The sequence below is a fragment of the Gordonia sp. NPDC003376 genome (assembly GCF_053589235.1).
Genome location: NZ_JBSFRM010000001.1, coordinates 1 through 26,909, shown reverse-complemented (window position 1 = coordinate 26,909; position 26,909 = coordinate 1). Strand labels below are relative to the sequence as shown.

Genomic DNA, 26,909 nt, shown 5'->3' with positions numbered 1-26,909 from the left:
CGGGTGGGGTCATCGGAAACCTCCGGGGTGAGGCGGGTCGGGCCCCGTCCTTTTTGATACATCTCTGGATAGATCCGCATCCATAGTGTAGAACGTTAACCAAGGCGCGGATACCCCTCGACGACGTCGGGGCGGCGCGCACAGCCCTTCGTCACCACGGTGCGGCGTGACCCGGTCCCGGGTCGTCGGACACGTCGGTGTTCGTCTTCGAGAGGTGAAGTCGTGTCAGAATCTCCCCTGGTCCGGACCTACGCGGACTCCGGTGCACTCATCGTCGGCGGGACCTCCGGTGTGGGGCTCGCGACCGCGCTCGGCCTCGCCGAGGCCGGTGTCCGGCGAATGGTGCTGGTCGGCCGCGACAAGGAACGTGGCGACGCCGCGCGTCAGGCCGTGCGTGAGCACCATCCCGATGCGGACGTCCACTTCATCTCCGCCGATGCCACCGACGAGTCCGAGGTGGAACGCGTCGTGTCCACCGCTCACCGTGAGCTGGGGTCGCTCGACATCTGCGTCAACTCCACGACCACCGCCTATCGCCCCGAACTGCTGCACCGGACACCGGCCGCGGACTTCTCCGGCATCCTGACCGGACAGGCACTGCCCCCGATGCTGTTCACCCGCGCCGCGCTCCCGCTCATGCAGGAGCAGGGGGGCGGGAGCATCGTCAACATCGCCTCCGACGCGGCGAAGGTGCCGACACCCGGGGAGAGCGTCCTGGGGGCGGCGATGGCGGCGATCGTGATGTTCTCCCGTGTCGCGGCGATCGAGGCCAAGCGAAATGGTGTGCGGGTCAATGCGGTGACGCCGTCGCTGATCAACGGCACCCGCACCGCCGCCCATGTCCTCAGTGACGGTTTCAGCCGGTCGCTGTTCGAAAAGGCGGCCACCCAGGCGCATCTGGGAGTCGCCGAGCCCGACGACCTCGCCTCGCTGATCGTCTTCCTCGCCGGCCCGGGGGCCGCACGTCTCACCGGGCAGTCCATCAGCGTCAACGGTGGGATCTCGGCCTTCTGATCCGCACCATATGTCCTCGCCCCGCCGGACCACACCCTCGATGGAGGTCGGAACATGTTGGTCGACAGCACTTCCCGATCGGATGGTGAATCCGGCGGGGTGACGACGGCGGAGACGGCGTCGATGCCGATCAGCTACATCCACGGACCGCCGGAACAGGTCTTCGGTGTGGCCGGTGTGGTGGGCACGAGCCTGGCCACGGTCGGCGAGATGACGCTGGACGCCTCGATGATCGGGCCGGACGACGTCACCCCGGGCGTACTGGGGGTCCTCGTCGACACCGCGATCGGCAGCGCCGCGGTCGCCCACCGGCCGGCGGGCGGCTGGGCGGTGACCACCGATCTCACGATCACCTTCTGCGGTGGCTTCCCCTCCGCCGCCGGCACGCGGCTCGTCGCGCGAGGCCGGTGCGTTCACCACGGGTCCACCAGTGCGAGCGCCACGGGAACCGTCACGGACGGAAACGGCGGCATGGTCGCCGCAGTCGTCGAACGCATCGAGTTCAGTACGGCGTCCCCGCAGCTGCGCACGGTGCGGGGCGAGGGCGCACCCGCCGGTTCCGGCCGGCCGTTGTCGGAGCGCCTCGGACTCCGACGGTCGGACGGGACGGTGGAACTCGACGTCGTCGACCCGCTGGTGAATCCGGGCGGGTCGCTGCACGGCGGCATCGCGATCTACGCCTCGGACGTGGCCGGGGCATCCGCGGTGTCGGCGCGGGTGCCGGGCCTGGTCACGGCGTCGCTGCACATCACCTACCTCCGCCCGGGACCGGCGGGATCGACGCTGGGCTTCGTCACCGACGTGGTGCACATCGGGCGCAACTCGGCACTGGTCACCGTCGACTCCGTCCGCCCCGACGGCAAGGTGTGCACCCGCGCCTCGATCGCCTACCGCCGCCCCTGACGGCCACCTCCGCCCGGCCGACCCTGGACGTGGACGGCCCCGACCACCTGCCCCAACGCTGCTCGACCCGAGAGGACGCACAGATGCCACCATTGCTCACACCCGAACAGGACAACATCCGCGAGGCCGTCCACGACTTCGCCGACCGCCGCCTCGCCGACGGCTACCTCGCGCGGGCCAAGAGCAGCGACTTCCTCTGGGAACTGCATCGCGGCATCGCCGAACTCGGTGCCCTCGGGCTGCTCGCCGGTGAGAAGTACAACGCGCTCGGGACCGAGGACCACGTCACCGTCGGCCTCGTGATCGAGGAGCCGGCCGCGGCGGACGTCACCATGGCCAACGCGGTGATCCCGGTGATGCTGATGAGTTCGCTGCCGGCCGCACATGCCGAACCGGAGTGCAGGACACCTGGCTACCACGTCTCGTCGCGGGGGAGACCTCTGTGGCGTTCGGGCTCACCGAGCCGGAAGTGGGTTCGGATGCCGCACGGATTGGGACGACGGCGACCCGGGTCGACGGCGGGTACCGCATCACCGGTGAGAAGACCTCGGTGACCATGCTCCCGAATTCCGAGGCGATCCTGCTCGCGGCCAGGACCGTGCGCGACGGTTCCGATGTGGGTGTGTCGACCTTCCTCGTCCCGCTCGACGCCGCGGGGATCGCCACCTCGGAGGTCGCCGACACCGGGTGGCGCCCGCTGAGCCGCGGCATACTGCACCTCGAGGACGCCGTCGTACCCGACGTCAACCGGGTGGGTCCCGAAGGTCGTGCATTCTCCAAGGTGCTCAACGGATTCGACTTCACCAGGCCGTTGCTCGCATTGGCCGGCATCGGGACCGCGCAACGGTCGGTCGACGAGACCGCCGAGTACGTGCGGCACCGGGAGGCGTTCGGTGCTCCGCTCGCGAAGTGCGGGGGGGGGGGGCGTTCCCGCCGGCCGAGCATCTGACGAAACTCGAAGCGGCACGGCTGATCTGCTACTCGGCACTCGAGAATCGGAACCGGGGTCTGCCGCAGACGGCCGAGGCGGAGATGGCGAAGTGGTTCGGGCCGGTCGCGGCCTCCGCGGCGATCAAGGATTGCCTTCTGCTGCACGGGAACTACGGATACTCGAGCGAGCTGCCGTTCGAGCAGCGGTTGCGAGACGCGATGTCGGTGGAGATCGCCGACGGGACGGCGCAGATCCAGAAGATCATCATCATGCGTGAGACGTACGGCAAGGATTTCATCCCGTACTCCAGGTGAACGGCATGCCGACCGGTACCCGCCCACGATGTCGTGGGCGGGTACCGGTCGTCTTTGCTGTTGATCTGAAATACGTTGTGGCGCAACGGTACTTTCCCGACATTGCGGTTGCATTTGAATGGTACGACCTTTATTATGTGATGCGAGCCACTCATCCGTGAACCTGTCCGGGTACGGTTCACGTAGCTGATCGGAGCCGAATCCATGCCACTCACCATGTCTTCCTGGCCGGCCGTCGCCGGTTCGGGTGTCCGGGACGTCACCCTGCCGCAGTTGATCCGAGAGGGTGCGGCGTCCGATCCGGACCGGATCGCACTGGTCGACGCGGTCGCCGACGTCGATGCGCGCCGAAGCTGGACGTATGCGGAACTGGTCACCGACGTCGAGCGTTACGCGAAAGCGTTGCTCTCCGACTTCGCGCCGGGCGACCGGATCGCGATCTTCGCCCCGAACAGTGCGGACTGGGTGATCCTGCAGCAGGCGATCGCGATGGCGGGCATGATCGTCGTCGCGGCCAATCCGGCCTACCGGGCCGACGAGCTCGAGTACGTCTTGGGTCAGTCGGGGGCGTCGGGTGTCTTCTATCGGGCAGAGTATCGCGGGGCCGACCTCGCGGCGATCGTCGAGCAGGTGGCCACCGCGCTGCCCGCGGTCCGGCTCTCGGTGCCCGACGCGCAGTGGGCGGCCTATGCCGAGCGCGCCGATCCCGCGACGGTCCTGCCCGACATCGAGGCGAATGCTCCCGTCCAGATCCAGTACACGTCCGGCACCACCGGATTTCCGAAGGGTGCACTGCTGCACCACAAGGGAATCGTCAACGAGGCGACGTTCGTCTTCGAGCGCGCGGCCATGGGGGACGGCGGGGTGTGCATCAACGCCATGCCGATGTATCACATCGGGGGTGGTGCGGTCACCGAGCTGGGAACCTTCTCCGCACGCGGAACCTACGTGGTACTACCGGGATTCGATCCGGCGGCGGTACTCGAGGCCTATGAGACCTATCGGGGTACCCACGGTCTCCTGGTGCCCACGATGCTGCTGGCCCTGCTCGATCACCCGGACGTCGCGACCCGCGATCTCTCGAGTATGCGGACGGTCCTGTCGGGCGCGGCGGCAGTGCCCGAGGCGCTCGTCCGGCGGGTCACCGCCCAGTGGAACTGCGACTTCTCGATCCTCTTCGGCCAGACGGAGATGCATGGCGTGATCAGTCAGACCCGCGTCGGTGACAGCCCGGTCGATCAGGCGACCACTGTCGGGCAACCGCTGCCGGAACTCGAGGTCCGTCTGGTGGACCCGGTCACCGGAGAGGTGGTGGGGCTGGGTGAGCAGGGCGAGATCTGTTGCCGTGGTTACCAGAACATGCTCGGCTACTACGACATGACCGAGGCCACCGCCGCCACCGTCGATGCCGAGGGCTGGCTGCACATGGGTGACCTCGCGACCATGGACGACCGGGGCTTCCTGAAGATCACCGGGCGTCTGAAGGACATGGTGATCCGTGGTGGCGTCAACATCTATCCGCGGGAGATCGAAGAACTGCTCTTCGGTCACCCGGACATCGGCGACGTGGTGGTGGTGGGCGTGCCGGACGAGTACTGGGGTGAACAGATCGCCGCGGTCATCCGGCCCGTCGACGCCGGCACCCCGCCGGATCCGCTGGCGCTGAAAGAGTGGTGTCGCGAACGGATCTCGGCGCACAAGGTGCCCTCCCTGTGGTTCTTCACCGATCGGTTCCCGATGACCCCCTCGGGCAAGATCCAGAAGTTCCGGGTGCGCGCCGACATCGAATCGGGAGATCTGGTTCCCGATGCCGTGACGAGCGGGCAGTCGCCGGCCGCCAGGGCGTGACCGGGACGCGGTGGGCGACAGACCCGTCGCCTCGCCGCGTGCCGGTGCTCGGGCCTCGCCCTGTGCGATGATCGGACCATGCGTGATCCGGGTCCACAACTCTCTGCCCGCGAGCTGTCGTCGATGCTCGGCGCGTGGCGTTCCCACGACGGCACGCTGAGTATCGGCCTCGCGACCACCATCGCCCACCTGGTGGAATCGGAGGAGCTGAAAAGCGGTGTGCGCCTTCCCGCGCAGCGTGTCCTGGCGGCCGAGCTCGAGGTTGCCCGCGGAACGGTGACGACCGCATACGAGATCCTCGCCGGCGGCGGATATGTCACCGCAGAGGTCGGGCGGGGATCGACGGTGAGCCCGCCGAACAAGCCCCGGCTGCGTCCTCCCGACGAGACGGGGTCGGGGTTGGCGTCTGCGGTCATCGATCTGTCGACCCAATCCCTGCCCGCCAGCGGCACGTTCGTCGACGTCCTCGACCGGATGCGGTCGAGTTCTCTGCGGCCATATCTGGAGACCGACGGCCACAGTGCCTTTGGGCTTGCCGCACTGCGGAACGCGGTGGCGCGGTACCTCACCGCCGGCGGCACACCCACGGTGCCGGAGCAGATCCTGATCACCGCGGGAGCGCAGCAGGCGTTGTGGCTCACGGTCTTCGCGCTCGTCGAGCCCGGGGACACGGCCATGGTGGAGGATCCGACCTACCGTGGAATCCTCGCCGCGCTCGCCGGCTGCGGACGCGATCTTCGCGTCGACGCGCTTCCGTGGTCGGACTACACGCTCACCCGGCGAGGTCGGCGTGGCCCTGCCCTGGTCTATGCCCAGTCCTCGGTGCACAGCCCGACCGGGCAGGTGCGCGCGGAGGAGATGTTGCTCGACCTGGCGGACTCGGCGAATCGGCAGGGATTCCTGGTGATCGAGGATCGGAGTGCCGCCGATCTGATCCATGACCCGGAGATCCAGACGTCGGGGCTGGCGGGCCACATCGCACCCGACAGGCTCCTCACGGTCGGCACCCTGTCGAAGCTGTTCTGGGGTGGACTGCGCATCGGGTGGATCAGGGGGGAGCCCACGATGATCGCCCGTGTGGCGGACGTCAAACAGACGATCGATGTCACGACGTCGGTACTCGATCAGGTCGTGGCATCAGAGGCGCTGGCCGGGGCCCGCACCGGCGCCGAGGAACGCCGTCGGTCGCTGATCGAGGGCGCCGCGGCAACCGTCGACGTGGTGCAGCGGTGTCGACCAGAGTGGACTCCGCTGCCCCCCGAAGGGGGCAGCGGACTCTGGGTCGACATCCATGCCGATGCCATCGACTTTGCGATGGCCGCGCAGGCGAGGGGTATCCGCATCGCCGCGGGTCCGGCCTTCTCGGCAGTACGCGGTTTCGACACCCACATCAGGCTGCCGATCCGGCACCCTGCCGATGAGCTGGCCGCGGTGCTCTCGTCGCCGACGTGATCGGGAATCATTTCGCCCCAACGGAAGCGAGCAACACGTCCAGGTCGGCAACACTCGCGGGCTCCGGGTCGAAGCCCAGCGGGAGCAGCCACGACCGGTCGAGTTCGAGACGTCGTAGGGCGTGATCCAAGACGGTCTGCTCGACGCCCGCCCGCGCCGCCGGGGCGAGGTGGTCGGCGGTGTGCAGCACGGCGGTGACCTCGTCACCGAGGTCCGCGATGAGGGCACCATACTCTTCGGTGGTGGTCGCGGGGTCTGCGATGCGTGTGGTGGCCGCCGACCGTACGTCGCCCAGATGCGCCGTGGTCGCGTCGTCGATCACATCGAGATCGATGAGCCTGCCCACGAGTTCGACCAGGGCGGCCGCCTCGGTGCGCCGGCGGGTCGCGACGAGATCGACGCGGTCGCGTACGAATGTGATCGCATCCCACACGAGGTGGGCCTGCTCGAGGGCCTGCTGTTCTCCGGCGGCCGCCAGTGCCGGCAGCACGGCGTCTTCCATCGCCTTGGCCGCGGCATTGAGTGTGATCGTGATGAAGTCCATGGTCAGAGCACCTCCTGGAGTCGACGTCCCAACTGGCCGAGCAGGATCGGTACCGTCCCCTCGAGCCGTGCCAACAGGACGTCCTGATGCGACCGTCCGAGCTGGGCGATGCGCATGGATGTGGCGAGTGTCTTCACCGTGGCCGAGAACCCGCAGAAGATCGAATACCAGCGCAGCCGTTCGGGATCGACGGTGAGTCCGGATGCCTCGGAGTAGCGCTCGAAGAACTCCTCGCGCGGGACGAGACCGGAGACCAGGAACGTCTCGCCCGTCTCGTCATAGTGGCCGAAGAGGTCCTGTGCACAGTAGGCGAGATCGTAGTGGCGGTCGCCGAGGTGTGCCGACTCCCAATCGAGCCAGGCCGTGATCGTCGCGGTGTTCTCGTCGAACAGGAAGTTCCCACTGCGGAAGTCGCCGTGGACCACGCTGACCCGATCCATGATCGGGAGGTTGCGGGCGAGCCAGTTGGCCGCGAGTTCCATGATCGGGGAGACGTCGAGGCTGTCGAGCGTCCAGAGCTGACGCTCGAAGTTGAGTTGCCAGCCCGCCCGTTCGGTGGTGCCGACCGTGGGAACGGTGAGGGCATCCGATCCCCACGAACGCGGATCGATCGTGTGGAGGGCCGCGAGCCCGGCGACGAGTTGGTCTCCGAGCGGTGCGCGTAGTGCCGGGCCGAAGTCGGTGCCGAGCCCGCTGACCTGACCGGTGGTGGCGAGTGTCGGCTTGGTGACGCCGCCGACGAACCCACAGATCAGGCCCGGTTCGGGAAGATGACGAGCTTCGTCGTCGACCCAGAGCACTTCCGGGGAGGGGAGTGCGTCCGCGACGCCGCGGAGGATCTCGAACTCACTCGTCTTGATGGTCGCGTTCAGGGATTCGGGAGGGTCCATGCGGAGCAGCAGCTTCCGTGGCTCGGGGTGTTCGTCGGTGACGAGGTCGAAGGCCATCTGGATCTTCGATGCACCACCGGTGAGCCAGCGGGAGTTGCGGAGCTCGACATTCGTGCCGGCGTCGGCCTGCCCGGCGATCAGTCCGTGCACCGCCGCGGTCAGCTCGTCGAGACCGATCGGGGACCAGCCCGGCCCCTGACGGCGTGTGAACTTGCGATCGATCGCGCGCTGGGCTGCGGGGTCGGTGGGGAAGCGGTCGCGGACCTCGGCCACCGCTGCGGTGGAGATGTCGGGTGCGGAGAGTGTTCGGGTCATTCTCAGTCCTGTTGTCGGGGATCAGATTCCCGGGCCGAAGGCCTGCGCGGTCAGGGAGCCGTGACGCGAGGTTCGATCGGCGAGGAATTCGATGCCGTAGGTGTCGGCTTGCAGGCCGTAGGCATGTCGGCCGTCGAGTTCGTAGTGCATGAGCGATTGGAACGTCACATAGGACGGGCTGAAGGTGTACCAGGGTGCAGCGGCCACCGCCGAGCCGCGCACCGTGATGGTCCGGCCGGTGGAATCGGTGACGGTGATCTCGTTCTGGAACGGGCTCAGCCCCTGCTGGTTTCCGGACACCGATGCCCGGGTGATCCCGTACACCTTCCCGCCCTCGTGGATGTAGCCGAATCGGAGTGGGCCATAGACGACGTCACCGCCCCGGAGCTCGATCCCGGTGACCAGATGAATGCCCAGATCCTCGTCGAACGGGATGTGGATGTAGGCGATCGCGGCCTGTCCGAGTTCGGTGCGGGTTCCCCAGCTGCGATCCATGCCACCCATCGAGTCGATCTCGTAGGTTCGGCCTCGCAGGGTCAGGCTTCCGCGTACCCGGCCCAGGAAGTCGAGATGGCCTCCCGCCCAGGCGTCGCCCAGTCCGAGATCGGAGTGGTCGGCGTCGGGTGCCTCCAACAGGGGGTTCTCGGCGGGGTCGTTCGGATCCCAGGCCGGCATCGCGCCGTCGAGGGTCATGTCGAACGAGCATGAACCGGCGATGTTCTCGTAGGTGAACCGGTAGTGGTCGGGGGCCTGGGGCACCTCGACACGCAGTCCGCTCTGCAATTCGAACGACATCATGGAATCCGGGCAGGGACAATGCATCTGAGGATCGGTGAGATCCACGGTGAAGGGGTGACGGTTGAGGCCCGTGACGACGTTGACGGAGGAGATCGCCGCGCCGACATTGGGTCTGGCCAGAACGTAGACGTTGCCGTAGAGCTTCTCCTCGGGAATCGCGAACCAGAAGCCGATCGTCTCGGTCCAGGTGGTCAGCGAGGGATCGACGGGGTGCAGGTCGGCGTCTTCGGGTCGGATCATTGCTGCCTTTCGGGAATCGGCGCCGGGGCCGAGGCGCTGGGGACGAGGCACCCGTGGATCAGGCACCCGTGGATCAGGTATCGGGATCAGGCATCGGGAACGAGAACGAGCTTGGTCACCTCGCCACGTTCTTGCGCCGCGATGGCGTCGTTGATCTTGGAGAACGGGTACGTGGTGATGAGGGAGTCGAACGGGAAGCGTCCCGCCGCATGATGGGCGAGGAGTTCCGGGATGAATGTCTGTGGGACGCTGTCGCCCTCGACGATCCCGGAGATGGTGAGTCCCTTCTGCATGGCACCGACGATGTTGACCGGGAGGTCGACCGAGAAATCCGCGGGCACACCGACGAGACCCACGGTGGCGTTCTGCGCGGCGGCGTCGATCGCGGCCCCGATGACATCGACCCGCCCGGTGGTGTCGAAGATGTGGTCGACACCGTCGGGGGTGATCGCTCTCAGCGCTGCGGTCAGATCCGTACCGATCGGATCGATGACGTGGGTGGCTCCCAGTTCCGTGGCGAGAGCACGCCGGGATGCCACCGGCTCGACGACGACGATCGGGGTACAGCCCTGGATGACGGCGCCCATGACCGCGGCGAGACCCACGGGTCCGCCACCGAGTACGACGAGGGAACGATCCGCGGCACACCGCATCGAGTTCATGATCGCCCCGGCGCCGGTCTGGATTCCGCATCCCAGCGGTCCGACGAGTGAGATGTCGAGCTCGGTGTCCACCTTCACCGTGTTTCGTTCGTTGACCAGCGCATGCGATGCGAAGGACGACTGGCCGAAGAAGTGGGCGTGGACCGGTGCGCCGTCGGACGACATCGTGTCCGTCCCGTCCGGTCTGCTCCCGATGTAGTTCTCCGCGGTGAACTCGGCGCAGTAGGCCGGCCTGCCCGTGGTACACGGACGGCACCTTCCACAGCTGCTGAAGGACACGGCTACCGCGTCGCCGACGGCGACGGAGGTCACGCCGTCACCGACCTCGACCACGATCCCACTTCCCTCATGACCGAGGACAACCGGATAGGGGAGCCCGTAGACGCCGTCACGGGCGGCGATATCGGTGTGGCAGAGACCGACTCCCCTGATCTCGACCACCAGCTCGTCGCTGCGCGGGGATGCCAGCTCGACTTCTTCGATGGCGAAGTCCTGGTGGGCGCCGTGTGCCACGGCTGCGGTGATCTGCATGGGTACCTCGTTTGCGGGAATTGGCTGGGCCAATAGGAGAATGTTGGAAACCATTGCGATTCGAAAATGGTTAGGCCAAAGTGTAGGGAAGAGTGGCGTGGAACACAACAGGTGGTCGGGCCGGGGCTTCGGTAGGCGGTGGCAGCACAGATGGTGTCGGAGACAACGGTGGCGGGATCGGGAACGGTGGCGCGATCGGGAACCAGGTCGACGGCGTCGAGGACGACCATGGGGTCCACGATTCCCGGTCGTATCGATCCGGAGCGTCTCCTGGTGGACGTGGCAGGTGCGATACGCGACGGGCAGGTGGAGCCTGCGGAGTTCGCAGACGTCGACCGTGTCCTCGGTCAGCTGGATGCGGTGCGCCGCGAGGCCGGCCGCGCGTCGGTGAATCGCATCCTCGACACCGCCGAACTCGTTCGCGACCTGGTCTCGGCCGATGTCGGCGCCCCGGATGCCGCGGTGGACACCATGTTCGGTCCGGTGGCCGCCGCACTGGGGTTCCGGCGCGCGCTGTTCTCCACGGTCGACGACGGACGATGGTGGCCGGCATGTCTTTTCGTCGAACACGATCTGATGGACACCCATCAGAGACTGCGGGAGTACCTCGTCGACAATCCGATCGATCTGCATCAGGCGCAGGTGGAGGGCCTCGCGGTCAGCGGGTGTTCACCACATCTGGTGACCTCGCCGCACACGCACAGCATGACCTACAAACCGTTGATGTCGGTGTCGGACTCCCATGGTTACGTCGTCGCGCCGGTGATCTGCGATCGCACCGTGGTCGGCATGGTCCACGCCGACCGATTCGACGAGCCCGCCACCGCTGCGGACCTCGAACGCGTCTCGTTCTCCACGCAGATGATGGCGGTGGTCGCCGAGCGGATGGCGCGCCGGCGTCGTCTCGCCGAACTCGCCACACGACTGGCCGACGTCGTCACCTATGCCGAGGAGGTTCTCGCCGGACGCGCCGAACTGGGCTCGGCCGGAACCTCCACGTCATCGGACCGGGATGTCCATCCCGGACTGACGGTCCGCCAGCATTCGATCATGCGCCTGCTCTGCGAGGGGGCGACGAATGTGCAGATCGCGCGGGAACTGGGCGTCTCGGAGGGAACCGTGAAGACCCACGTGCGCAACATCTATCGTGCTCTCGGTGTCCGGAGTCGAGCCGGTGCCGCCGCCGCCTACCGGGCGGGCCTCGACTCCCGGCCGGAACGTCGACCGTGATGGCCGACGTCCTGGCGGTGCGGCTGCGAGCCCTGGCCGACCGTGGGAAAGCGCTTGTGACCGAACAGGACCCGGCGCGGATCGATCTCATCGAACTGCGGGCCGACGTGGCGTCCGGTCTCGTCGACGTGGAGGCCGCCCTGATGAACGAGGACCGTTCGCGCACCGGGATTCCGGACGGGCAGCGGTCGGCATCGGCCGCGCGGGTGATCCGGTCCCTGGCCCTTCACGAGTGCTTGCTGGACGTGCTCGACGAGATCGATGCACGCCTGTTCCGGTCGCTCACCGGACTGTTCTCGCAGTTGCGGGCCGGTGATCGGATCACCAGACGGCAGGCGGTGATCGACGCCGTCCGTGCCGTCACCCGTCACCCCGTGAGCGCCACCGTCGTGGAGCGCGGTCACGCCGATATGGTCGCCGCACAGCACCATTGCGCCGGCGTCGTCCCGATCGGCGACGAGTCCGTCGTCATCGCAGTGGACGTGCGGGCACCGTCGCCGGCCCTCACCGGGTACCTCGCGATGATCGAGGCCATCGCGGCCGGTGTCGCCAAACACGATGCCGAGACGCGGGGACTGAGTGAACTGGTGAAACATGCAGCAGCTCAGTCGAACTGTGACGGCCGACCGGGGTCTGCGGTCGCAGGACGTCCTCCCGGTCTCGCGCTCGGCGACCTGACCCGGCGTGAACGCGAGGTCGCGACACTGGTGTCGCGGGGATTGTCGAACCCCGAGATCGCCGCCGAACTGGTGATCTCGGTGGAGACGGCCAAGAGTCATGTCAAGAGCATCCTGCGCAAGAGCGGTGCGGGCAGCCGGGCCGAGTTCGTGACCCGTTCGGCGCGGTGCTGACGGTCTGTTCCGTTGGGGTGATGTTGGGGGCGCTTCTGGGGGATATCGCGTGACGTGCGCCACTGCGACGTGAGTTCGGGCGGATGCTGTTGGCACGTGACCCGTCGGGTCCGAAACGTCAAACTCGCAAGGAAGCAACATGATCCAAGAACACGATTGCGATTTCCATGACCGCGATCCGGAGGACTGGACGTGGACCGAGACAACCGCATTGATCTTCAGCGTCCCGGAAGCCGGGATCCTGGGCAATGCCTACGTCCTGGCCCGCCCCAATCTCGGTGTGGCGCTGTCGTCGGTGGCGCTCGCCCAGGGGATGTGCCCGTCGCCGGCCGAGATGGATCTCGCCGACTGCCAGGTCCATCTGCCGTGCCCGGAGTCGTTCACCGACTTCGAACTCGCCAACGGGCTGAGCGTCAAGGTGTCCGATGCGCCGCGGGACTACCACTTCCGATACGAGAACGCGCTGGACAACTGCGCGTTCGACCTCACCTTCGAGGCGACCCATCACCCTTTCGACATGCACGATCCCGCCGAGAACGCGCTGCTCACCGCGGCCGATTCGGTGGCATCGGCCGACACCCACGGTGACGGCTGGGCCAATGGTCACTTCGAGGTGAAGGGACATATCACCGGAGAGCTGGAGCTGCGCGGCAAGCGGTACACGGTCGAATGCTACGAGAGCATGGACCACAGCTGGGGACCGCGCCGTGACCTGGGAACCTGGGCGGTGTCGTGGATCTCGGTGAACTTCGGTCCGGAACTGGCGATGCATCTCGCGGTGGAGATGACCATCGAACGCGGCCAGGTGAGATACGGCGACCTCCGATTCGGATTCGTCACCGAGAACGGCGTCACCGAGAGTCTCACGTGGGCTCGGGTGGAGGCGGCACGCATCGACATGCTCACCGTCTCGAACCACCTGAAGGTGCGTAGCGCCGGCGGCAAGGAATGGGAGTTCCGCGGCAGCGCGATCGCCGCCCATCCGTGGTATGGCTTCAACCCTCGGGACGTGGCGTTCCAGAGCCTGCACCGGTACGAGTACGACGGTGTCGTCGGATACGGGGAGATGGCCGACATCTTCGGTCTGGACTATCTGTCCGAGCATGTCTCCAAGCACGGTCGGGGGGCGTGACATGACCACCATGGAGCCACGGACAAGTCCGTTCGACGACTTCGGCCTGCGTGATGATCCGTCATCGGAGTTCATCGAGGACCTTCGACGCCGATTCCCGGTCGACGCCGAGCTGGACGCGATGCTCGTCCGAAAGATGCGGCGCCGTAACGGGAGTCAGTATCGGAGGGTGACCCTCGAGGAACTCGTCGGCCATCTCGGGTCGATGCTGGCCGACACGATCGACGGCCCGTTCACGATCTCCGACAGCCGATGGCTGTCCGGTGGTGCATCCAAGATGCAGATGCGTGTGACGTTGCGGTGGACCGACCCGGACCGCGGCGACGTCACCGATGTGCTGGTGGTGCGCATGGACCCGGCCGAATCGCTCAACGCCACCAGCCGCAAGCAGGAGGCCGAGATCCTCGGTGCGGTCGGCGATGTGCTACCCGTGCCCACGGTGCGATGGCTCGACGCGTCCGGCCGGTGGTTTCCCGAACCGGCGCTGATCTACGACTTCGCCCCCGGCGTGACCAAGCCGACCGCGACCGACTCCGGTGCGGTGAGCGGACTGGGCACGATGTTCGGTCCAGAACTCCGAAACCGGCTCGGCCGACAGTTCGTCGACCAGCTCGCGGCTCTCCATTCGCTGGACACCACACGACTCGACCTACGATGGTTCGACCGTCCCGGACCCGATACCACGCAGGCCGCGGAATGGAAGCTCAACCACTATCAGCGGGTGTGGGAGGAAGACCGGGGTGAAGATCTCCCCCTGATGGATGTGGCGGGCCGGTGGCTCCGACGCAACCTGCCCGTCGTCGACCACGTGAGCATCATCCATGGCGACTATCGAAGTGGGAACTTCCTTTTCGACGAGACCACCTCGGAGATCACCGCGTGGCTGGACTGGGAGTACTGCCACCTGGGGGATCGCCATCGCGATCTCGCCTGGGCCACCGACGCCACCTTCGGCCACACCGATCCGGAGACCGGGGACTACCTGGTGTGCGGTCTGTTCACCGAGGAGGAGTTCCTCCGCGAGTACGAGGCGGCATCGGGATTCACCGTCGACCGTGACCGGCTGGCCTACTACAAGATCGCCAACACCTACCAGCTGATCGTCGCCACACGTGCCACCGCGTATCGCATCTCGCGATTGGGCAAGACCCACCAGGATGTCCTCCTGTCCTGGGTCGGGGGCATGGTCCCGGTGTTGTCACGACAGCTGATCGACCTGCTGAAGGAGCGGATCCGATGATCGATCATTCCGAGAACGCACTGCGTGCGGTGATCAAGTCGCTGCGGGATGTGGTGGCACCTGCGGTCGATGCAGGTGACCCGATGGCACAGGAGCAGTTGGCACTGTCCCTGGGCACCCTCGAGTTCCTGCATTCGCGACTCGACCGGCTGGGGGCGAGGGCCCGGTTCGAACTGCGCACCCGGCTGGACCTGGCCCGCGGACTCCATGCGGTTCTCGGGAGTGGGTCGTCCGAGCTGGCGGATGCGATGGGACAGGCGGAAGGGCTGCTGGGAAACGCCGACGCGCAGGTCGCCGGGTTACGGGCGGCGACCGCTCGCCTGGGTGCCGTCGTCCATCGGGTGCTCGATACCGAGGTGGACCCCGAGACCCGGAGGGCGATGGAGGTCGCGGTTCTCGACGGCTCCGAAGACGTGGTCGAGTTCGAGCGGTCCTGGTACCGGCCGATGGGCTTCGACCCGCACCCGGAGAGTATCCGTCCGCTCGACGACCTCCTGGACGCCCGGGGGTGATCGTGGCCTCCACCGTGTTGTCGGCGGGTTGTCACCGACCGGAAATGTTGGAGGGGACCTGACCAGGCTATGGTATGACCAATAGTGGAAACGAATCCGGGATGGTGGGTCGAGGCATGTCCGTGCAGTCGATTGTGAACGGTCGAGACCTCGGTGGGCTGCCCATCAGGGGTGGCCGCCGAACCCGGCACGGCATCCTGCTGCGCAGCGACGCCCCATATCTCGGCGACACCGACCCGGTCCACCTCGCATGGCCGCCGGCCACGGTGGTGGATCTGCGCGATGGTGCCGAGGCCGCGAAACTCGCGGCGGCGTGGGACCCCGGTGTCCGGGTGGTGAGCAATCCCGTGTTCTCGGGTGCGCGGCTCGATCGATTGGTGGAGGTGTCACTGGTCGATCTGTACGACCGGATGCTGAACACCTCTGCGGAGCGGATCGCCGGTGCGCTCAACAGTTTCGATCCGGACGGTGCCACCCTGGTGCACTGCGCTGCCGGGAAGGACCGTACCGGTGTCGTCGTCGCCGTCGCATTGCTGTTGGCCGACGTGGAACCCGAGGCGATCGTCACGGACTATCTCCGAACCGGCGAGGCCATCGACCACATCTACGCCCGGATGTCCGGCCGCCGTCGACTGCCCGCGGCCATCGGGGTCGGCCATCCGGTCTTCGGAACACCCGCGGAGGCCATCGAACTCGTCATCGACCGGGTGAGCGGGTCTGCCGGTGGTGCCTGGGGATGGGCGGTCGGCAACGGTGCCGACGAGGACCGCCTGCGGCACTGGGCAGATCGGTTCGGGTCGGAACTCTGACCGGGGATCCCGGGTCGGGAGTTCTCGAACTGTGCCCCGCGGCGATTGCGGGCACACGTCGAACGCGGTGCGGTCGAGCATCACCGAGCACGGTGGCCGATGCCCCGACTACACTCGCCGCATGGCGATAGTCAACAGGGGTTTTGTCGGCCGCCGCGACCGTCACGCCGAACGGCTGCCCCCGGGACAGTACTCGACCGTCGACTTTCCGGTGCTGTCGGCCGAGCCCACCCCGGTCCTGCCATTGGACAAGTGGCGCTTGACGATCCAGTCGTCTGATCACCGGGCGCACACCCTCGACTGGACACAGTTCGGTGCGCTCCCGCACCGGGACGTCACCACCGACATCCACTGTGTGACGCACTGGTCGAAATTCGACACCCGATGGCGCGGGGTTGCATTCGACGATCTGCTCGCGGCCCTTCCATGGGAGCCCGATGCGTTCGTGATGGCCCACTGTTATGGGGGATACACCACCAACGTTCCCCTCGCCGACCTGGTCGGCGGCCGCGCGTGGCTGGCCGATACCTTCGACGGCGAGCCACTCGCACCCGAGCACGGTGGTCCCGTCCGGCTGCTCGTACCCCACCTGTACTTCTGGAAGAGTGCCAAATGGGTTCGGCGCCTGCGGTTCATGTCTTCTGATGCGCCGGGATTCTGGGAAGAGCGGGGCTATCACATCTACGGTGACCCGTGGCGTGAGCAGCGGTACTCGTGACCACCGCATGGCAGATCACCACCGTGATCGGGGACGCGTGGCAGAGCCCCACCGCCCGCACGCTCCGCCTGGCGCTGAGCGAACCGGTCCGCGCCGACGCCGGTGCGCATGTCGACATCAGACTGACCGCCGCCGACGGCTATTCCACCGCGCGCGCCTACTCGCTGTCGGATGTTCGCGAGACCGCAACCGTGGAGGTGACGGTCGAACGCGCCGACGACGGTGAGGTGTCGCCCTATCTGGTCGACGTGGTCGAGGTCGGCGAACCCCTGGAGATCAGTGGCCCGCACGGCCGATGGTTCACGTGGAACATCGAGGATGCGCGGCCGGTCCAGCTGATCGGCGGTGGCTCGGGGATCGTCCCGCTGATGTCGATGATCCGGATGCGTGAACTCTGGGCCCCGCAGACACCGTTCAACCTGGTCTACTCGATCCGATCACCGGAACGGCGGTACTTCGCCGCCGAGTTCCGACAGCTGGCCGAGCACAATCGGTTGCCCGTCAACATCTTCCACACCCGGGTGGCACCCGATGACGACACCCGCCCGCCGGGTCGGATCACCGCCGACGAGTTGGTCCAGGCAACGATCCCACCCGAGGCGCAGCCGGTGATCTACATCTGCGGCACCAACGGCTTCGTCGAGCACTGTGCGACGGCGATGGTCGCGGCCGGCCATGCCGCCGGGCGGATCCGGACCGAACGGTTCGGCTGACCGCCGCCGGTCCGAACGTCTGTCGTCGCGGGTGGTCGTCGCCACCGCGCAGGTGCCCCACGTGGCCTCCCCCGATCGGGGGAGGCCGTACTCGGCCATCGGTTCCCACCACCGGTGGAGTCCGCATCACGGCGGGGAGCGGCAGAGTCGGTGATGTCAGAAACACAGAGCCCGGACCCCACGGACCACGCACCACAGACGGTGCGGACCACGATGGGCCTGGACCCGAGGCCGAGGAGTACGTCGTGAAGATCACCAAGAGCATCAAGAACCGCACGATCGCCGGCCTGGCCGGCGTGGGTATCGCCGCCGGCCTGGCCTTGGGCGGCGCGGGACTGGCCAGTGCCGGCACGATGCCGGTCACCCACCCCGGGGAGCCCACGATCGCGATGACGATCACCAACCACACCGATCAGACCGAGCGGCTGGCCGGGGCGACACCCGGCACCGGCCAGTGGGTGCAGGCACCCCGGGCGACGCTGGCACCTGGGGCGAGCGAGACGGTGACCGCCGTCGCCCCGAACAGCTCCTACGAGACGGTCTTCGTCGACTACCGGATCGGTGCCCTCGGGCCGCGTGCCACCTACGACGTCGAGGACGTGCAGGGCGATGTGAACACCGCGATGACCGGGATCTCCGGTGGCGGGCACTACATGATCAATGCCCCGCAGATCGACTCCGGATACCCGAATGTGACTGTCTCCTACGATCTGTGGTGAGCAGAAACGACGGCGGTGGCGAGCGGGCCGAGGCCGCCACCGCCGTGTCGAGCGGGCCGATCAGCGGGTCGACAACCCGAAGTGCTCGAGGTCATCCCGCAATTTCTCCCGGCCGTGCAGTGCCGCGGTGTCGCCGAGGCGGGCGAGGACGCGTTCACTCCAGTTACCGGTCAGCCCGAACCGGCCGTAGTACTCCTCGACCGCGGCGTCGTAGCGCGGGATGTCGGCGTCGGCCCGCTCGGTGTCGTACACCTCGTGGTGCAGGACCGCGCTCTGTGGCAGCCGGGGTTTGATCCCGGCGTCTTCGGTGGGATCCGGGGTACCGATGGCCATGCCGAACACGGCCACGGTGTGTGGAGGAAGCGTGAGTTCGGCCGCCACCTCGCGCGGGTGGTTGCGGATCGCCCCGATGTACACCGTGCCCAGGCCCACCGATTCCGCGGCGACCACCGCGTTCTGCGCTGCGAGCGATGCGTCGATGACCCCGATCAGGGTGCTCTCGAGGTGGTTCGCGCCGTCCAACACCGCCCCGGCGCGAGCCGCCAGCCGATGGGCACGGTCGAGATCGGCGATCCACACCAGGAACAGCGGTGCGTCGACGATGTGCTGCTGGTCGCCGGCCAACGCCGACAGCCGGGCCTTGCGATGTGGGTCGCGCACTGCGACGACACTCCACGCCTGCAGGTTCGACGACGTCGGAGCGGACTGGGCGGCGGCGATGACGGCGTGGAGGGTGTCGTCGTCGACGGGGGTGTCGGTGAACTTGCGGACCGAACGGTGGGCCAGTGCGACGGTGAGGGATTCGCTGGTGACCTGCAATTCTGCGGTGGCATCGGCATAGCGTTCGGTGACGGGCACGTCGTTACTCCTGGTCGGTGGGACGGATTGTCAGTAGTCGGGAACGACACCCGCGGGTGCTTCGATTCCCGTGCACCCGGGCCGATCGATGAACGTCACAGCCGTGGCGGTGGACGCGTGAATCCCGTACGGTGCGGTCGCGCATCCGATCTGTATGGCGTCGATCGGACTTCGACTGACAATTCGTCGGTTGTCCCGGACGGTGTGGCGCAGCAGAGTGTCGCCATGACCGCTTCTCCCGACACCACGGCCGACGGCACCGTCGACGCTGCGCGTACGGATTACCGCGACAAGGTCCTGGCCGTCGAGCCCGGCGGCAACGAACCGATCCCACTCGATGCCCGCCACGGCAAGCCGCGGGGCCTGTTCTGGACGTGGACGGCACCGAACCTCGAGTTCGCGACCATCTTCGTCGGCGTCATCTCGGTCGCCTACTTCGGGCTGTCGTTCTGGCAGGCCGTGTTTGCCATGGTGATCGGCAACCTGCTCGGTGCGATAGCGCATTTCCTGCTGTCGGCGGAAGGGCCGCTGCACGGTGTGCCGCAGATGGTGCTGGGCCGGTTGAGCTTCGGCTACCGGGGCAACATCCTGCCGGCCACGTTCATGGCGATCATGTGTGGCGTCGGCTGGTTCGCCACCAACAGCGTCAGCGGCGCCTTCGCGCTGTCCACCCTGTGCGGTATCACCCCGCTGGCCGGTCTGATCCTGATCGTCGTGATCCAGACCGCGTTCGCATTCTTCGGACACAACCTGGTGCAGCGCTTCGAGCGGCTCGCCGCACCGATCCTCGCGATCATCTTCCTGGTCGGCGCCGTGATCATCTTCGACAAGGCCGACGTCTCGATGGGCTCGGCCGAGGGTGGCTTCTCGATGGGAGGGTTCCTGCTCACCGTGGGTGCGGCCTTCGGCTACACGGCCGGCTGGACACCGTATGCCGCCGACTACACGCGCTACCTGCCGCCGAGCGTGTCACGACTGCAGACCGGCCTGTTCGCCTCGGCCGGACTGTTCGTCGCCACCACCGCCCTCATGGTGGTGGGTGCGGCGTCGATGACCATCGGTGGTGTGGAGTCCGACAACCCCACCGAGGCGTTCACCGCCAACTTCCCGGGCTTCGTCGCCAATCTGACGTTGCTCGCCATCGCGGTCGGCGCCGTCGCCGCCAATGCGATCAATGTGTACTCGGGCGCGATGGCTTTCGTGACGATGGGATTCACACTCCCGATCGGTGCGCAGCGCGCGATGGTGTCGGTGTTCTTCGGAGTCGTCGGATTCCTGGTCGCATGGTGGGCCCTGGCGGACGCCGCCTCATCGTATGAGGCGTTCCTGCTGTTGGTGGCCTACTGGATCGGCCCGTGGCTCGGCGTCGTGTTCGCCGACCGGTTGCTCCGCAAGGAGCCGCCGTCCCTGTCTCTGCTCTACGACCGCAGCTACACCAACTGGGGTGGTGTGGCCGCATTCGTGATCGCGCTCGTCGTGTCGGTCCTACTGTTCTGCAATCAGGAACGGTTTGTCGGCTATGCGGTGCGCGCGGTCCCCGAACTCGGTGACATCGGCGCGTTCGTCGGGTTCGTGCTCGCGTTCGTGGGATACGTGATCCTGGCCCGTGGACGTGTCGAGAGTTCGCAAGACCGGTAGAGGGGGAGCAGACCCGGGGTCCGGGCCGGCGCCGACGGGCGGCGGTCCGGACCCCGTTCCATTCCTGTCGGTCAGCGGGAACGTGCGCGAAGAACACCGAGCGCCAGCAACACCGTCGGGTACATCTCTCGTGTCGTCGGATCGAATCCGAGGAGTCCGCGAATCCGGTCGAGGCGTTGGTACAGGCTCTGTCGTCCGATGTGCAGGGCCGCGGCCGAACGCGTCGCACTGCAGCCGTACCGGAGGTGGACATCGAGGGTGTGGGCGAGCTGGGCCGAAAGGTTCTCATCATGTGCGCGAAGGGGTTCGAGCAACCGCGCGAGCTCGATGTCGATCACCTCGGGCAATGTGCGTGCGGCGGCATCGGCGGCCAGCTCCCGGCCGGTGAACACCCCGTCACCACGTGGTCCGTCGCGGCGCACCCCGATCGCGATGGACAGTCGCTCGGACGAGGTGCGCAGCGCGTCGCCGAGCGCACCCGACAATCCCGCCCCGGAATCGAAACCGCCGACGGCGGTGGCATCCCCGACAACGGCGGTGATCCGTCCGACCCGCGTCGCCGCGGCGGTGATCGCCCGATGAATCCGGTCCACGGGGTCGGAACCGTCGGGATCCCGGGTGCCGGGCACCAGCATCAACGCGTGGACGGTGGCATCGACGGTCGCGTGAACCACCGCGCCGGTGGCATCGGCACGGGCGAGAACGGTCTCGGCCATCCGCGGATCGGGGGCATCGACCGCCACCGCGACCAGGTGGGACGAATCGGTCAGCGGCACACCCGAACTCGTCAGTCGGGCGTAGAGGTCGGCGCGTCGCACCGGGCGGCCGTCGAGCAGTTCGGCCACCAGTCGGGCGCCGATCGCCGAGCGGCCCGGCCCGGAGCGGGTGAGTGCGGCCCCGACCGGACCGGCGCCGACGGTGAGTAGTTCGGTGACCTTCTCCTGGTCCTCGGGCCTCGAATCCCGACGGCCCGCAAGGGGTCCCGCGTACAGCGTGCCGATCTCCCGGTCGCGCACGGTGATCGGCACGGAGGCGATCGCGGTGTCGACCAGGCGCCATGCCGCGCGGTCGTCGTCGGCGCCGTGGGCGGCGAGCAACGCGCCACCCGCCCCGACCAACACGATCGGGCACCCCGTCGCGGTGGCGATGTGCGCGATCATCGCCGCAGCTCCGCCCGCGGTGGTGAGGACCGCGTGCAGCCTGGAGTCGAGAGCGCTCCGCAGGCGCAGGCCGGCCAGCTCGTCGGAGACGATGGCGGTGTTCGCGGCACGGCACACGTCGATGAAGGGAACCACGTTCCGCAGTTCGATGATCGGCAGATGCGCCGTCGAGCCCTCGCGGATCATCTCCTCGGGGATCTCGTCGAAGGTGCGGCCGATCTCGAATGCCAGGGCCGCGACACCGCGGTCGGCGAGGTCACGGATGTAGTGGCGGCGGGTTCCGGCGTCGAGGCCGGCCAGGCCGAGTCCCGTGGTTAACAGCAGTTCGCCACCCGACAGCAGCGGTCCGATCTCGAAGATCTCACTCGAGTGCACCCACGACACCGCCACGTCGAGCCGGTCGTGGGCGGTCAACACCCGCGGGTCGGAACCCGCGAGGTGACGGTCGATCACCTCACGCAGGGTGGGCGAGCCGGTGGTGTCGGTCATGAGTAGACGATATGCACAGTGGATCGTCCCCGCGAGGCGACGAACTGTCGGTTGCCGCCACGTGTCCGCGGGCGGATTCTCGAAAGATGACCGCCATCCCTGACCCGGTTACCCTGCTCGACACCGCCTATCACCAGGCCATGACCGGCCTGTCCGAGGGCGGAATCCCGATCGGTGCGGCCCTGTTCGCCGCGGACGGGACCCTGCTCGGAGAGGGGCGCAACCGTCGCGTCCAGCAGGACGACCCTTCGGTGCACGGTGAGACCGATGCCTTCCGGGCGGCGGGCCGCCAACGTGACTACTCGTCGACCATCATGGTGACCACCCTCGCACCCTGCTGGTACTGCAGCGGTCTCATCCGCCAGTTCGGTATCGGCTCGGTGATCGTGGGCGAGAATCGCAACTTCACCGGTGGGGAGGACTGGTTGCGGGAGCTCGGGGTGACCGTCACCATCGTCGACGATCCGCGGTGCGTGAGCATGATGGGCGAGTTCATCGACACCCACCCGGCCGTGTGGAACGAGGACATCGGCATCGTCGATCACGAGGAGGCGAGGTGACCGACACCGCGGGCGCGAGCCCGATCCTGACCGTCGACCTGTCGCAGTGGCGCACCGGCGGCGAGGCGGCCGCCACAGTGTGTGCCGATGTGGACGAATCGCTGCAGAAGGCCGGCTTCCTGTTGGTCACCGGCCACGGCATCGACCCGGCGCTGCCGGCCGCGCTCCGGGCGACCGCGCGGCAGTTCTTCGCGATGCCCGACGACGTCAAGGCTCGGTATGCGGTGACCGTGGGCGGGCGCGGCTGGATCGGTCCCGGCCTGGAGGCCAATGGCTACTCGGAGGGCACCGAGACCCCGCCGGATCTGAAGGAGACCTACAACTCTGGCGCGCAGACACCGGTCGGTGTCCCCGAGATCGACGACTACTGGTTCGCCCCCGACGTGTGGCCCACGGAGGTGCCGCGGCTGCGGGAGTTGTTCACCGCATGGACGTCCCAGATGAAGGCGCTCTCCGACGATCTGCTCGCCCTGATGGCGGCGGCGCTGGGGTCGGCCCCCGCCGACAACCCGTTCGCTCACCTCGCCGGGAACTCCACGTGGACGTCGAACATCAACCACTATCCGCCGATGGCGGTGGTCGGTGAGCCCGAGCCCGGACAGTTCCGGATCGGCCCGCACACGGACTTCGGAACCGTCACCATCCTCGACCGCGAGCCCGGGGCCGGTGGCCTGCAGGTCCACAGCGACGAGGGAGGTTGGGCGGACGCGCCATACGATCCGTCGGCGCTGACGGTCAACATCGGCGACCTGCTCGAATACTGGTCGGGGGGCCGCTGGCCGGCCGGACGTCATCGTGTCCTGCCGCCGCAACCCGATGCACCGGAAGAAGACCTGGTGTCATTGATCTTCTTCTACGAGCTCGACCACGATGCGGTCGTGACCCCGCTGGAACCGCCGGTGGGCAAGGTCGGCGGGCGGCCGCCGGTGGTGTCCGGCGAGTTCATCAAGGAGCGTCTGGACGCGATCACCGTCGGCTGACCGAGCCGGAATCCACTCGCCCGCGTATGTTGGGGCGAGTGGATTTTCGTATCTTCACCGAACCCCAGCAAGGCGCCACCTACGATCAGCTGCTCGCCGTGGCGAAGCGGGCCGAGGCACTCGGCTTCGACGCCTTCTTCCGCTCGGATCACTACCTGGCGATGAACGCCGACGGTCTGCCCGGACCCACCGATGCCTGGCTCACCCTGGCCGGTCTGGCCCGCGAGACGTCGACGATCCGACTCGGCACCCTGGTCACCTCCGCCACCTTCCGCCACCCCGGGCCGTTGGCCATCTCGGTGGCCCAGGTCGACCAGATGAGCGGGGGTCGCGTCGAATTCGGACTCGGCGCAGGCTGGTTCGACGCCGAGCACTCCGCGTATGGCATCCCGTTCCCGGGCCTCGGCGAGCGGTTCGACCGCCTGACCGAGCAGTTGGAGATCATCACCGGTCTCTGGCAGACCCCCGTCGGCGACACCTTCGATCACGCCGGCAAGTTCTACACCCTGCAGGACTCGCCCGCCCTGCCGAAGCCGGCGCAGGAACGGGTGCCGGTGATCGTCGGTGGGATGGGCCGCAACCGCACCCCGGAACTCGCCGCGCGATTCGCCACCGAGTTCAACATCCCGTTCCAGTCGCTCGACGCCGTCGCCGGTCAGTACGCCCGCGTTCGTGAGGTCTGCGGCCAGGTGGGCCGCGACGCCGACGACCTGACCTATTCGGTGGCGCTGGTGCTGTGCTGCGGCCGTACCGAGGACGAGCTGGCGCGCCGCGCCGCCGCCATCGGTCGCGAGGTGGACGAGTTGCGTGAGAACGGTGCGGCCGGTACCCCGGAGGAGGTCGTCGCCACCATCGAGGCGTACCGGGCGCTCGGCGCGACCCGCGTGTACCTGCAGGTGCTCGACCTCGATGATCTCGACCACCTCGACCTCGTCGCCGCGGACGTCGTCCCGAACGTCGGAGGCTGATCGGGTCTCCGGGTGGTTGCGCCGGCGAATTCGGCCGGCGGAGGTTTCGACACGTCTCGTCGCTACCCCGGTTGGTGATTGAGCCGGGACCGAGCATCGCGAGGACCCGAGTCGAAATCCCCGCAGCAACATGGCAACGTCGGCCGTCGGAGGTTTCGACACGTCTCGTCGCTTCGCTCCTCGTCGGCTCAACCAGCAACTAGCCGTTGATGATTGAGCCGGGACCGAGCATCGCGAGGACCCGTGTCGAAATCTCCGCAGCAACATGGCAACGTCGGCCGTCGGAGGTTTCGACACGTCTCGTCGCTACGCTCCTCGTCGGCTCAACCAGCAACTAGCCGTTGATGATTGAGCCGGGACCGAGCATCGCGAGGACCCGTGTCGAAATCTCCGCAGCCTGCGTGAGCTGGTGACCACCTCCGAGGTGGTCACGTCGTGTCGTCGGCCGTCGGAGGTTTCGACACGTCTCGTCGCTACGCTCCTCATCGGCTCAACCAGCAACTAGCCGTTGATGATTGAGCCGGGACCGAGCATCGCGAGGACCCGTGCCGAGATCCCCGCAGCAACATGGCAACGTCGGCCGTCGGAGGTTTCGACACGCCTCGTCGCTACGCTCCTCATCGGCTCAACCACCAACTAGCCGTTGATGATTGAGCCGGGACCGAGCATCGTGAGGACCCGAGTCGAAATCCCCGCAACTCAACCCACCACCGATCAAAACGGCGGCGGGTTCGCCTCATCCCACCGCCGACGAGCCAGATCAGCCCGACGCCGATACTCCCGATAAAGCTCGGCGATCTTCTCCCGCGCCGGATGATCCGACGGTTTCGGCACCAAATCGGCCAACCCGAGGAACAGATCGGTACCCCGATACGCATTACCCACGAAGAAATGCCCCGTCGGTGACCCGAACACCGCCCGCCCGAACTCATCGGTGAAATCCCGCCACCCGGTGAACGTCTTCATCCGATGATGAAAACGACACAACGGTTTCAGATTCCACCACTCGGTCGGCCCCCGCTCCGGATGGACATGATCATAAGGCTCGGTGTGATCGACATCCGACGACCACGCCCGATTGTTACACCCCGGCCACGTACAACACAGATCCGCGGCAAACACGTACGCGGTCTTCTGTTTCCCCGGCCGATACCGCATCCGCGCCGACCGCTCCATCATCTCCCGGGTGATCCCGGTGGACCGGGTGAAGTCCTGCATCGCCAACTCCCGCACGGTATCGGCATCGATCACCCCACCGTCATCAGTGAACCCCGGCTCGTCATCGTCACCGTCAAGGGTCGACTGATTGGCGATCACATGGATCACCACCCCCACCACCGGCACCTCAAGCCCAGCAGACACGTCAGGGTCGGCAGGCGGGGTCGACTCCCGGTCCACAGTGGCAGCGACACACTCCGGACACAGACACACCAACGGCTGCTGCACCGAACTCGCGATCAACGCATCCGAGCGACGTTGGGCCAGACTCCGCGGATCCTCGACATGCACCGACTCGGCCATCGCGGTCAACCGGGCATCGACCAACGCGGCATCCACATCCGGCAGACTCGCGGTGATCCGCGACTGACCCGGCACGAACCGATCCTGGGTCACGGTGACCTTCCGTTCGGCCTTCGCATGAGCCCGCCGCCGTTTCACCGCGTCCGGATCGACCACGGCAACGGTCTTGTCGACCAGGGTGGTGAACCGTTTCACCGACATCTGATCACGGGCATAGATCTGCTCGGCGATCCGGGCATCGACCTGCTCGATCGATTCCGGACTCACCAGCCGGGTCCGGGCCACCACGATCCGGAAGCGTTTCTCATCGATCCGGCCCTGCGCCAGGGTTGCCGCGGTCAACGGCACCCGATACCGCAACGCGTCACC

General features: G+C 67.2%; 27 protein-coding genes. 20 read left to right on the top strand and 7 right to left on the bottom strand.

Annotation, left to right across the window (positions count from 1 at the left end; all coding sequences use genetic code 11):
- Nucleotides 1-222: 222 nt before the first annotated feature.
- From ACWDUA_RS00135 to ACWDUA_RS00105, 7 genes are all read left to right on the top strand, one after another.
- Nucleotides 223-1,014 (top strand): SDR family NAD(P)-dependent oxidoreductase, encoded by a 792-nt coding sequence (locus ACWDUA_RS00135; RefSeq protein ID WP_449748985.1) that lies wholly within the window; start codon nt 223-225, stop codon nt 1,012-1,014.
- A 54-nt stretch (nt 1,015-1,068) separates the two neighbouring features.
- Nucleotides 1,069-1,917 (top strand): PaaI family thioesterase, encoded by an 849-nt coding sequence (locus ACWDUA_RS00130; protein ID WP_449748984.1) that lies wholly within the window; start codon nt 1,069-1,071, stop codon nt 1,915-1,917.
- Between the two features lie 83 nt (nt 1,918-2,000).
- A complete protein-coding gene (locus tag ACWDUA_RS00125; RefSeq protein ID WP_449748983.1) occupies nt 2,001-2,471 on the top strand; it encodes an acyl-CoA dehydrogenase family protein in 471 nt (156 codons plus the stop codon).
- On the top strand, nt 2,360-2,866 hold the full coding sequence (locus ACWDUA_RS00120; protein ID WP_449748982.1) for an acyl-CoA dehydrogenase family protein: 507 nt from the start codon (nt 2,360-2,362) through the stop codon (nt 2,864-2,866). The genes ACWDUA_RS00125 and ACWDUA_RS00120 overlap by 112 nt, the downstream gene beginning before the upstream one ends.
- Nucleotides 2,827-3,162: an acyl-CoA dehydrogenase family protein gene (locus ACWDUA_RS00115; RefSeq protein ID WP_449748981.1), complete on the top strand. Its 336-nt coding sequence runs from the start codon at nt 2,827-2,829 to the stop codon at nt 3,160-3,162. The genes ACWDUA_RS00120 and ACWDUA_RS00115 overlap by 40 nt, the downstream gene beginning before the upstream one ends.
- A gap of 204 nt (nt 3,163-3,366) precedes the next feature.
- Nucleotides 3,367-5,010, top strand: coding sequence for an AMP-binding protein (locus ACWDUA_RS00110; protein ID WP_449748980.1), 1,644 nt, complete (start codon nt 3,367-3,369; stop codon nt 5,008-5,010).
- A gap of 78 nt (nt 5,011-5,088) precedes the next feature.
- The gene (locus ACWDUA_RS00105) at nt 5,089-6,462 is read left to right on the top strand and encodes an aminotransferase-like domain-containing protein (protein WP_449748979.1); all 1,374 of its coding nucleotides are present in this window, start codon (nt 5,089-5,091) and stop codon (nt 6,460-6,462) included.
- 7 nt (nt 6,463-6,469) lie between these two features.
- Here the strand turns inward: ACWDUA_RS00105 and ACWDUA_RS00100 are convergent, their stop codons facing one another.
- The 4 genes from ACWDUA_RS00100 to ACWDUA_RS00085 all read right to left on the bottom strand — a co-directional run bounded on the left by ACWDUA_RS00100 (nt 6,470) and on the right by ACWDUA_RS00085 (nt 10,442).
- Entirely contained in the window at nt 6,470-7,006 is a 537-nt protein-coding gene (locus tag ACWDUA_RS00100) for a hypothetical protein (protein WP_449748978.1), read from the bottom strand.
- A 2-nt stretch (nt 7,007-7,008) separates the two neighbouring features.
- Nucleotides 7,009-8,211 carry a phosphotransferase family protein gene (locus ACWDUA_RS00095; protein WP_449748977.1) on the bottom strand — a complete coding sequence of 401 codons (1,203 nt, stop codon included), beginning with the start codon at nt 8,209-8,211 and terminating at the stop codon, nt 7,009-7,011.
- Nucleotides 8,212-8,232: 21 nt separating this feature from the next.
- Nucleotides 8,233-9,249 carry a DUF7064 domain-containing protein gene (locus ACWDUA_RS00090; protein WP_449748976.1) on the bottom strand — a complete coding sequence of 339 codons (1,017 nt, stop codon included), beginning with the start codon at nt 9,247-9,249 and terminating at the stop codon, nt 8,233-8,235.
- A gap of 86 nt (nt 9,250-9,335) precedes the next feature.
- Nucleotides 9,336-10,442, bottom strand: coding sequence for an NAD(P)-dependent alcohol dehydrogenase (locus ACWDUA_RS00085; protein WP_449748975.1), 1,107 nt, complete (start codon nt 10,440-10,442; stop codon nt 9,336-9,338).
- Nucleotides 10,443-10,670: 228 nt separating this feature from the next.
- On the opposite strand from ACWDUA_RS00085, the gene ACWDUA_RS00080 reads away from it, so the two are divergent.
- The 9 genes from ACWDUA_RS00080 (at nt 10,671) to ACWDUA_RS00040 (ending at nt 18,366) form a co-directional block, all read left to right on the top strand.
- Nucleotides 10,671-11,672 carry a helix-turn-helix domain-containing protein gene (locus ACWDUA_RS00080; RefSeq protein ID WP_449748974.1) on the top strand — a complete coding sequence of 334 codons (1,002 nt, stop codon included), beginning with the start codon at nt 10,671-10,673 and terminating at the stop codon, nt 11,670-11,672.
- On the top strand, nt 11,672-12,523 hold the full coding sequence (locus ACWDUA_RS00075; RefSeq protein WP_449748973.1) for a LuxR C-terminal-related transcriptional regulator: 852 nt from the start codon (nt 11,672-11,674) through the stop codon (nt 12,521-12,523). The genes ACWDUA_RS00080 and ACWDUA_RS00075 overlap by 1 nt, the downstream gene beginning before the upstream one ends.
- A gap of 139 nt (nt 12,524-12,662) precedes the next feature.
- Entirely contained in the window at nt 12,663-13,655 is a 993-nt protein-coding gene (locus ACWDUA_RS00070; RefSeq protein ID WP_449748972.1) for a DUF7064 domain-containing protein, read from the top strand.
- Between the two features lies 1 nt (nt 13,656).
- Nucleotides 13,657-14,895, top strand: a complete 1,239-nt coding sequence (locus ACWDUA_RS00065; protein WP_449748971.1) for a phosphotransferase family protein — start codon at nt 13,657-13,659, stop codon at nt 14,893-14,895.
- Nucleotides 14,892-15,407, top strand: a complete 516-nt coding sequence (locus ACWDUA_RS00060; RefSeq protein WP_449748970.1) for a hypothetical protein — start codon at nt 14,892-14,894, stop codon at nt 15,405-15,407. Before ACWDUA_RS00065 ends, ACWDUA_RS00060 begins: the two co-directional genes overlap by 4 nt.
- Before the next feature lie 116 nt (nt 15,408-15,523).
- Nucleotides 15,524-16,216 (top strand): tyrosine-protein phosphatase, encoded by a 693-nt coding sequence (locus ACWDUA_RS00055; protein ID WP_449748969.1) that lies wholly within the window; start codon nt 15,524-15,526, stop codon nt 16,214-16,216.
- Between the two features lie 121 nt (nt 16,217-16,337).
- Nucleotides 16,338-16,934 (top strand): sulfite oxidase-like oxidoreductase, encoded by a 597-nt coding sequence (locus ACWDUA_RS00050; protein ID WP_449748968.1) that lies wholly within the window; start codon nt 16,338-16,340, stop codon nt 16,932-16,934.
- A complete protein-coding gene (locus ACWDUA_RS00045; protein ID WP_449748967.1) occupies nt 16,931-17,647 on the top strand; it encodes an FAD-binding oxidoreductase in 717 nt (238 codons plus the stop codon). Before ACWDUA_RS00050 ends, ACWDUA_RS00045 begins: the two co-directional genes overlap by 4 nt.
- 245 nt (nt 17,648-17,892) lie before the next feature.
- Complete coding sequence (locus ACWDUA_RS00040; protein ID WP_449748966.1) at nt 17,893-18,366, top strand: hypothetical protein; 474 nt, start codon at nt 17,893-17,895, stop codon at nt 18,364-18,366.
- Nucleotides 18,367-18,426: 60 nt separating this feature from the next.
- Here the strand turns inward: ACWDUA_RS00040 and ACWDUA_RS00035 are convergent, their stop codons facing one another.
- The gene (locus ACWDUA_RS00035) at nt 18,427-19,224 is read right to left on the bottom strand and encodes an NADPH-dependent oxidoreductase (protein WP_449748965.1); all 798 of its coding nucleotides are present in this window, start codon (nt 19,222-19,224) and stop codon (nt 18,427-18,429) included.
- Between the two features lie 225 nt (nt 19,225-19,449).
- Here ACWDUA_RS00035 and ACWDUA_RS00030 point away from each other — a divergent pair, with 225 nt between their 5' ends.
- Nucleotides 19,450-20,862 carry a purine-cytosine permease family protein gene (locus ACWDUA_RS00030; RefSeq protein WP_449748964.1) on the top strand — a complete coding sequence of 471 codons (1,413 nt, stop codon included), beginning with the start codon at nt 19,450-19,452 and terminating at the stop codon, nt 20,860-20,862.
- A gap of 71 nt (nt 20,863-20,933) precedes the next feature.
- On the opposite strand, the gene ACWDUA_RS00025 is transcribed toward ACWDUA_RS00030, so the two are convergent.
- Nucleotides 20,934-22,511: a PucR family transcriptional regulator gene (locus ACWDUA_RS00025; protein ID WP_449748963.1), complete on the bottom strand. Its 1,578-nt coding sequence runs from the start codon at nt 22,509-22,511 to the stop codon at nt 20,934-20,936.
- Between the two features lie 86 nt (nt 22,512-22,597).
- Between ACWDUA_RS00025 and ACWDUA_RS00020 the strand changes: the two genes are divergently transcribed.
- The 3 genes from ACWDUA_RS00020 to ACWDUA_RS00010 are packed head-to-tail and all read left to right on the top strand — an operon-like array spanning nt 22,598 to nt 25,019.
- Nucleotides 22,598-23,071 (top strand): nucleoside deaminase, encoded by a 474-nt coding sequence (locus ACWDUA_RS00020; protein ID WP_449748962.1) that lies wholly within the window; start codon nt 22,598-22,600, stop codon nt 23,069-23,071.
- Entirely contained in the window at nt 23,068-24,051 is a 984-nt protein-coding gene (locus ACWDUA_RS00015) for an isopenicillin N synthase family dioxygenase (protein ID WP_449748961.1), read from the top strand. The genes ACWDUA_RS00020 and ACWDUA_RS00015 overlap by 4 nt, the downstream gene beginning before the upstream one ends.
- Nucleotides 24,052-24,089: 38 nt before the next feature.
- Nucleotides 24,090-25,019, top strand: a complete 930-nt coding sequence (locus ACWDUA_RS00010) for an LLM class F420-dependent oxidoreductase (protein ID WP_449748960.1) — start codon at nt 24,090-24,092, stop codon at nt 25,017-25,019.
- A 714-nt stretch (nt 25,020-25,733) separates the two neighbouring features.
- Here ACWDUA_RS00010 and ACWDUA_RS00005 read toward each other — a convergent pair.
- The coding region (locus tag ACWDUA_RS00005) for a DUF222 domain-containing protein (protein WP_449748959.1) at nt 25,734-26,909 on the bottom strand (1,176 nt) is incomplete at its 5' end.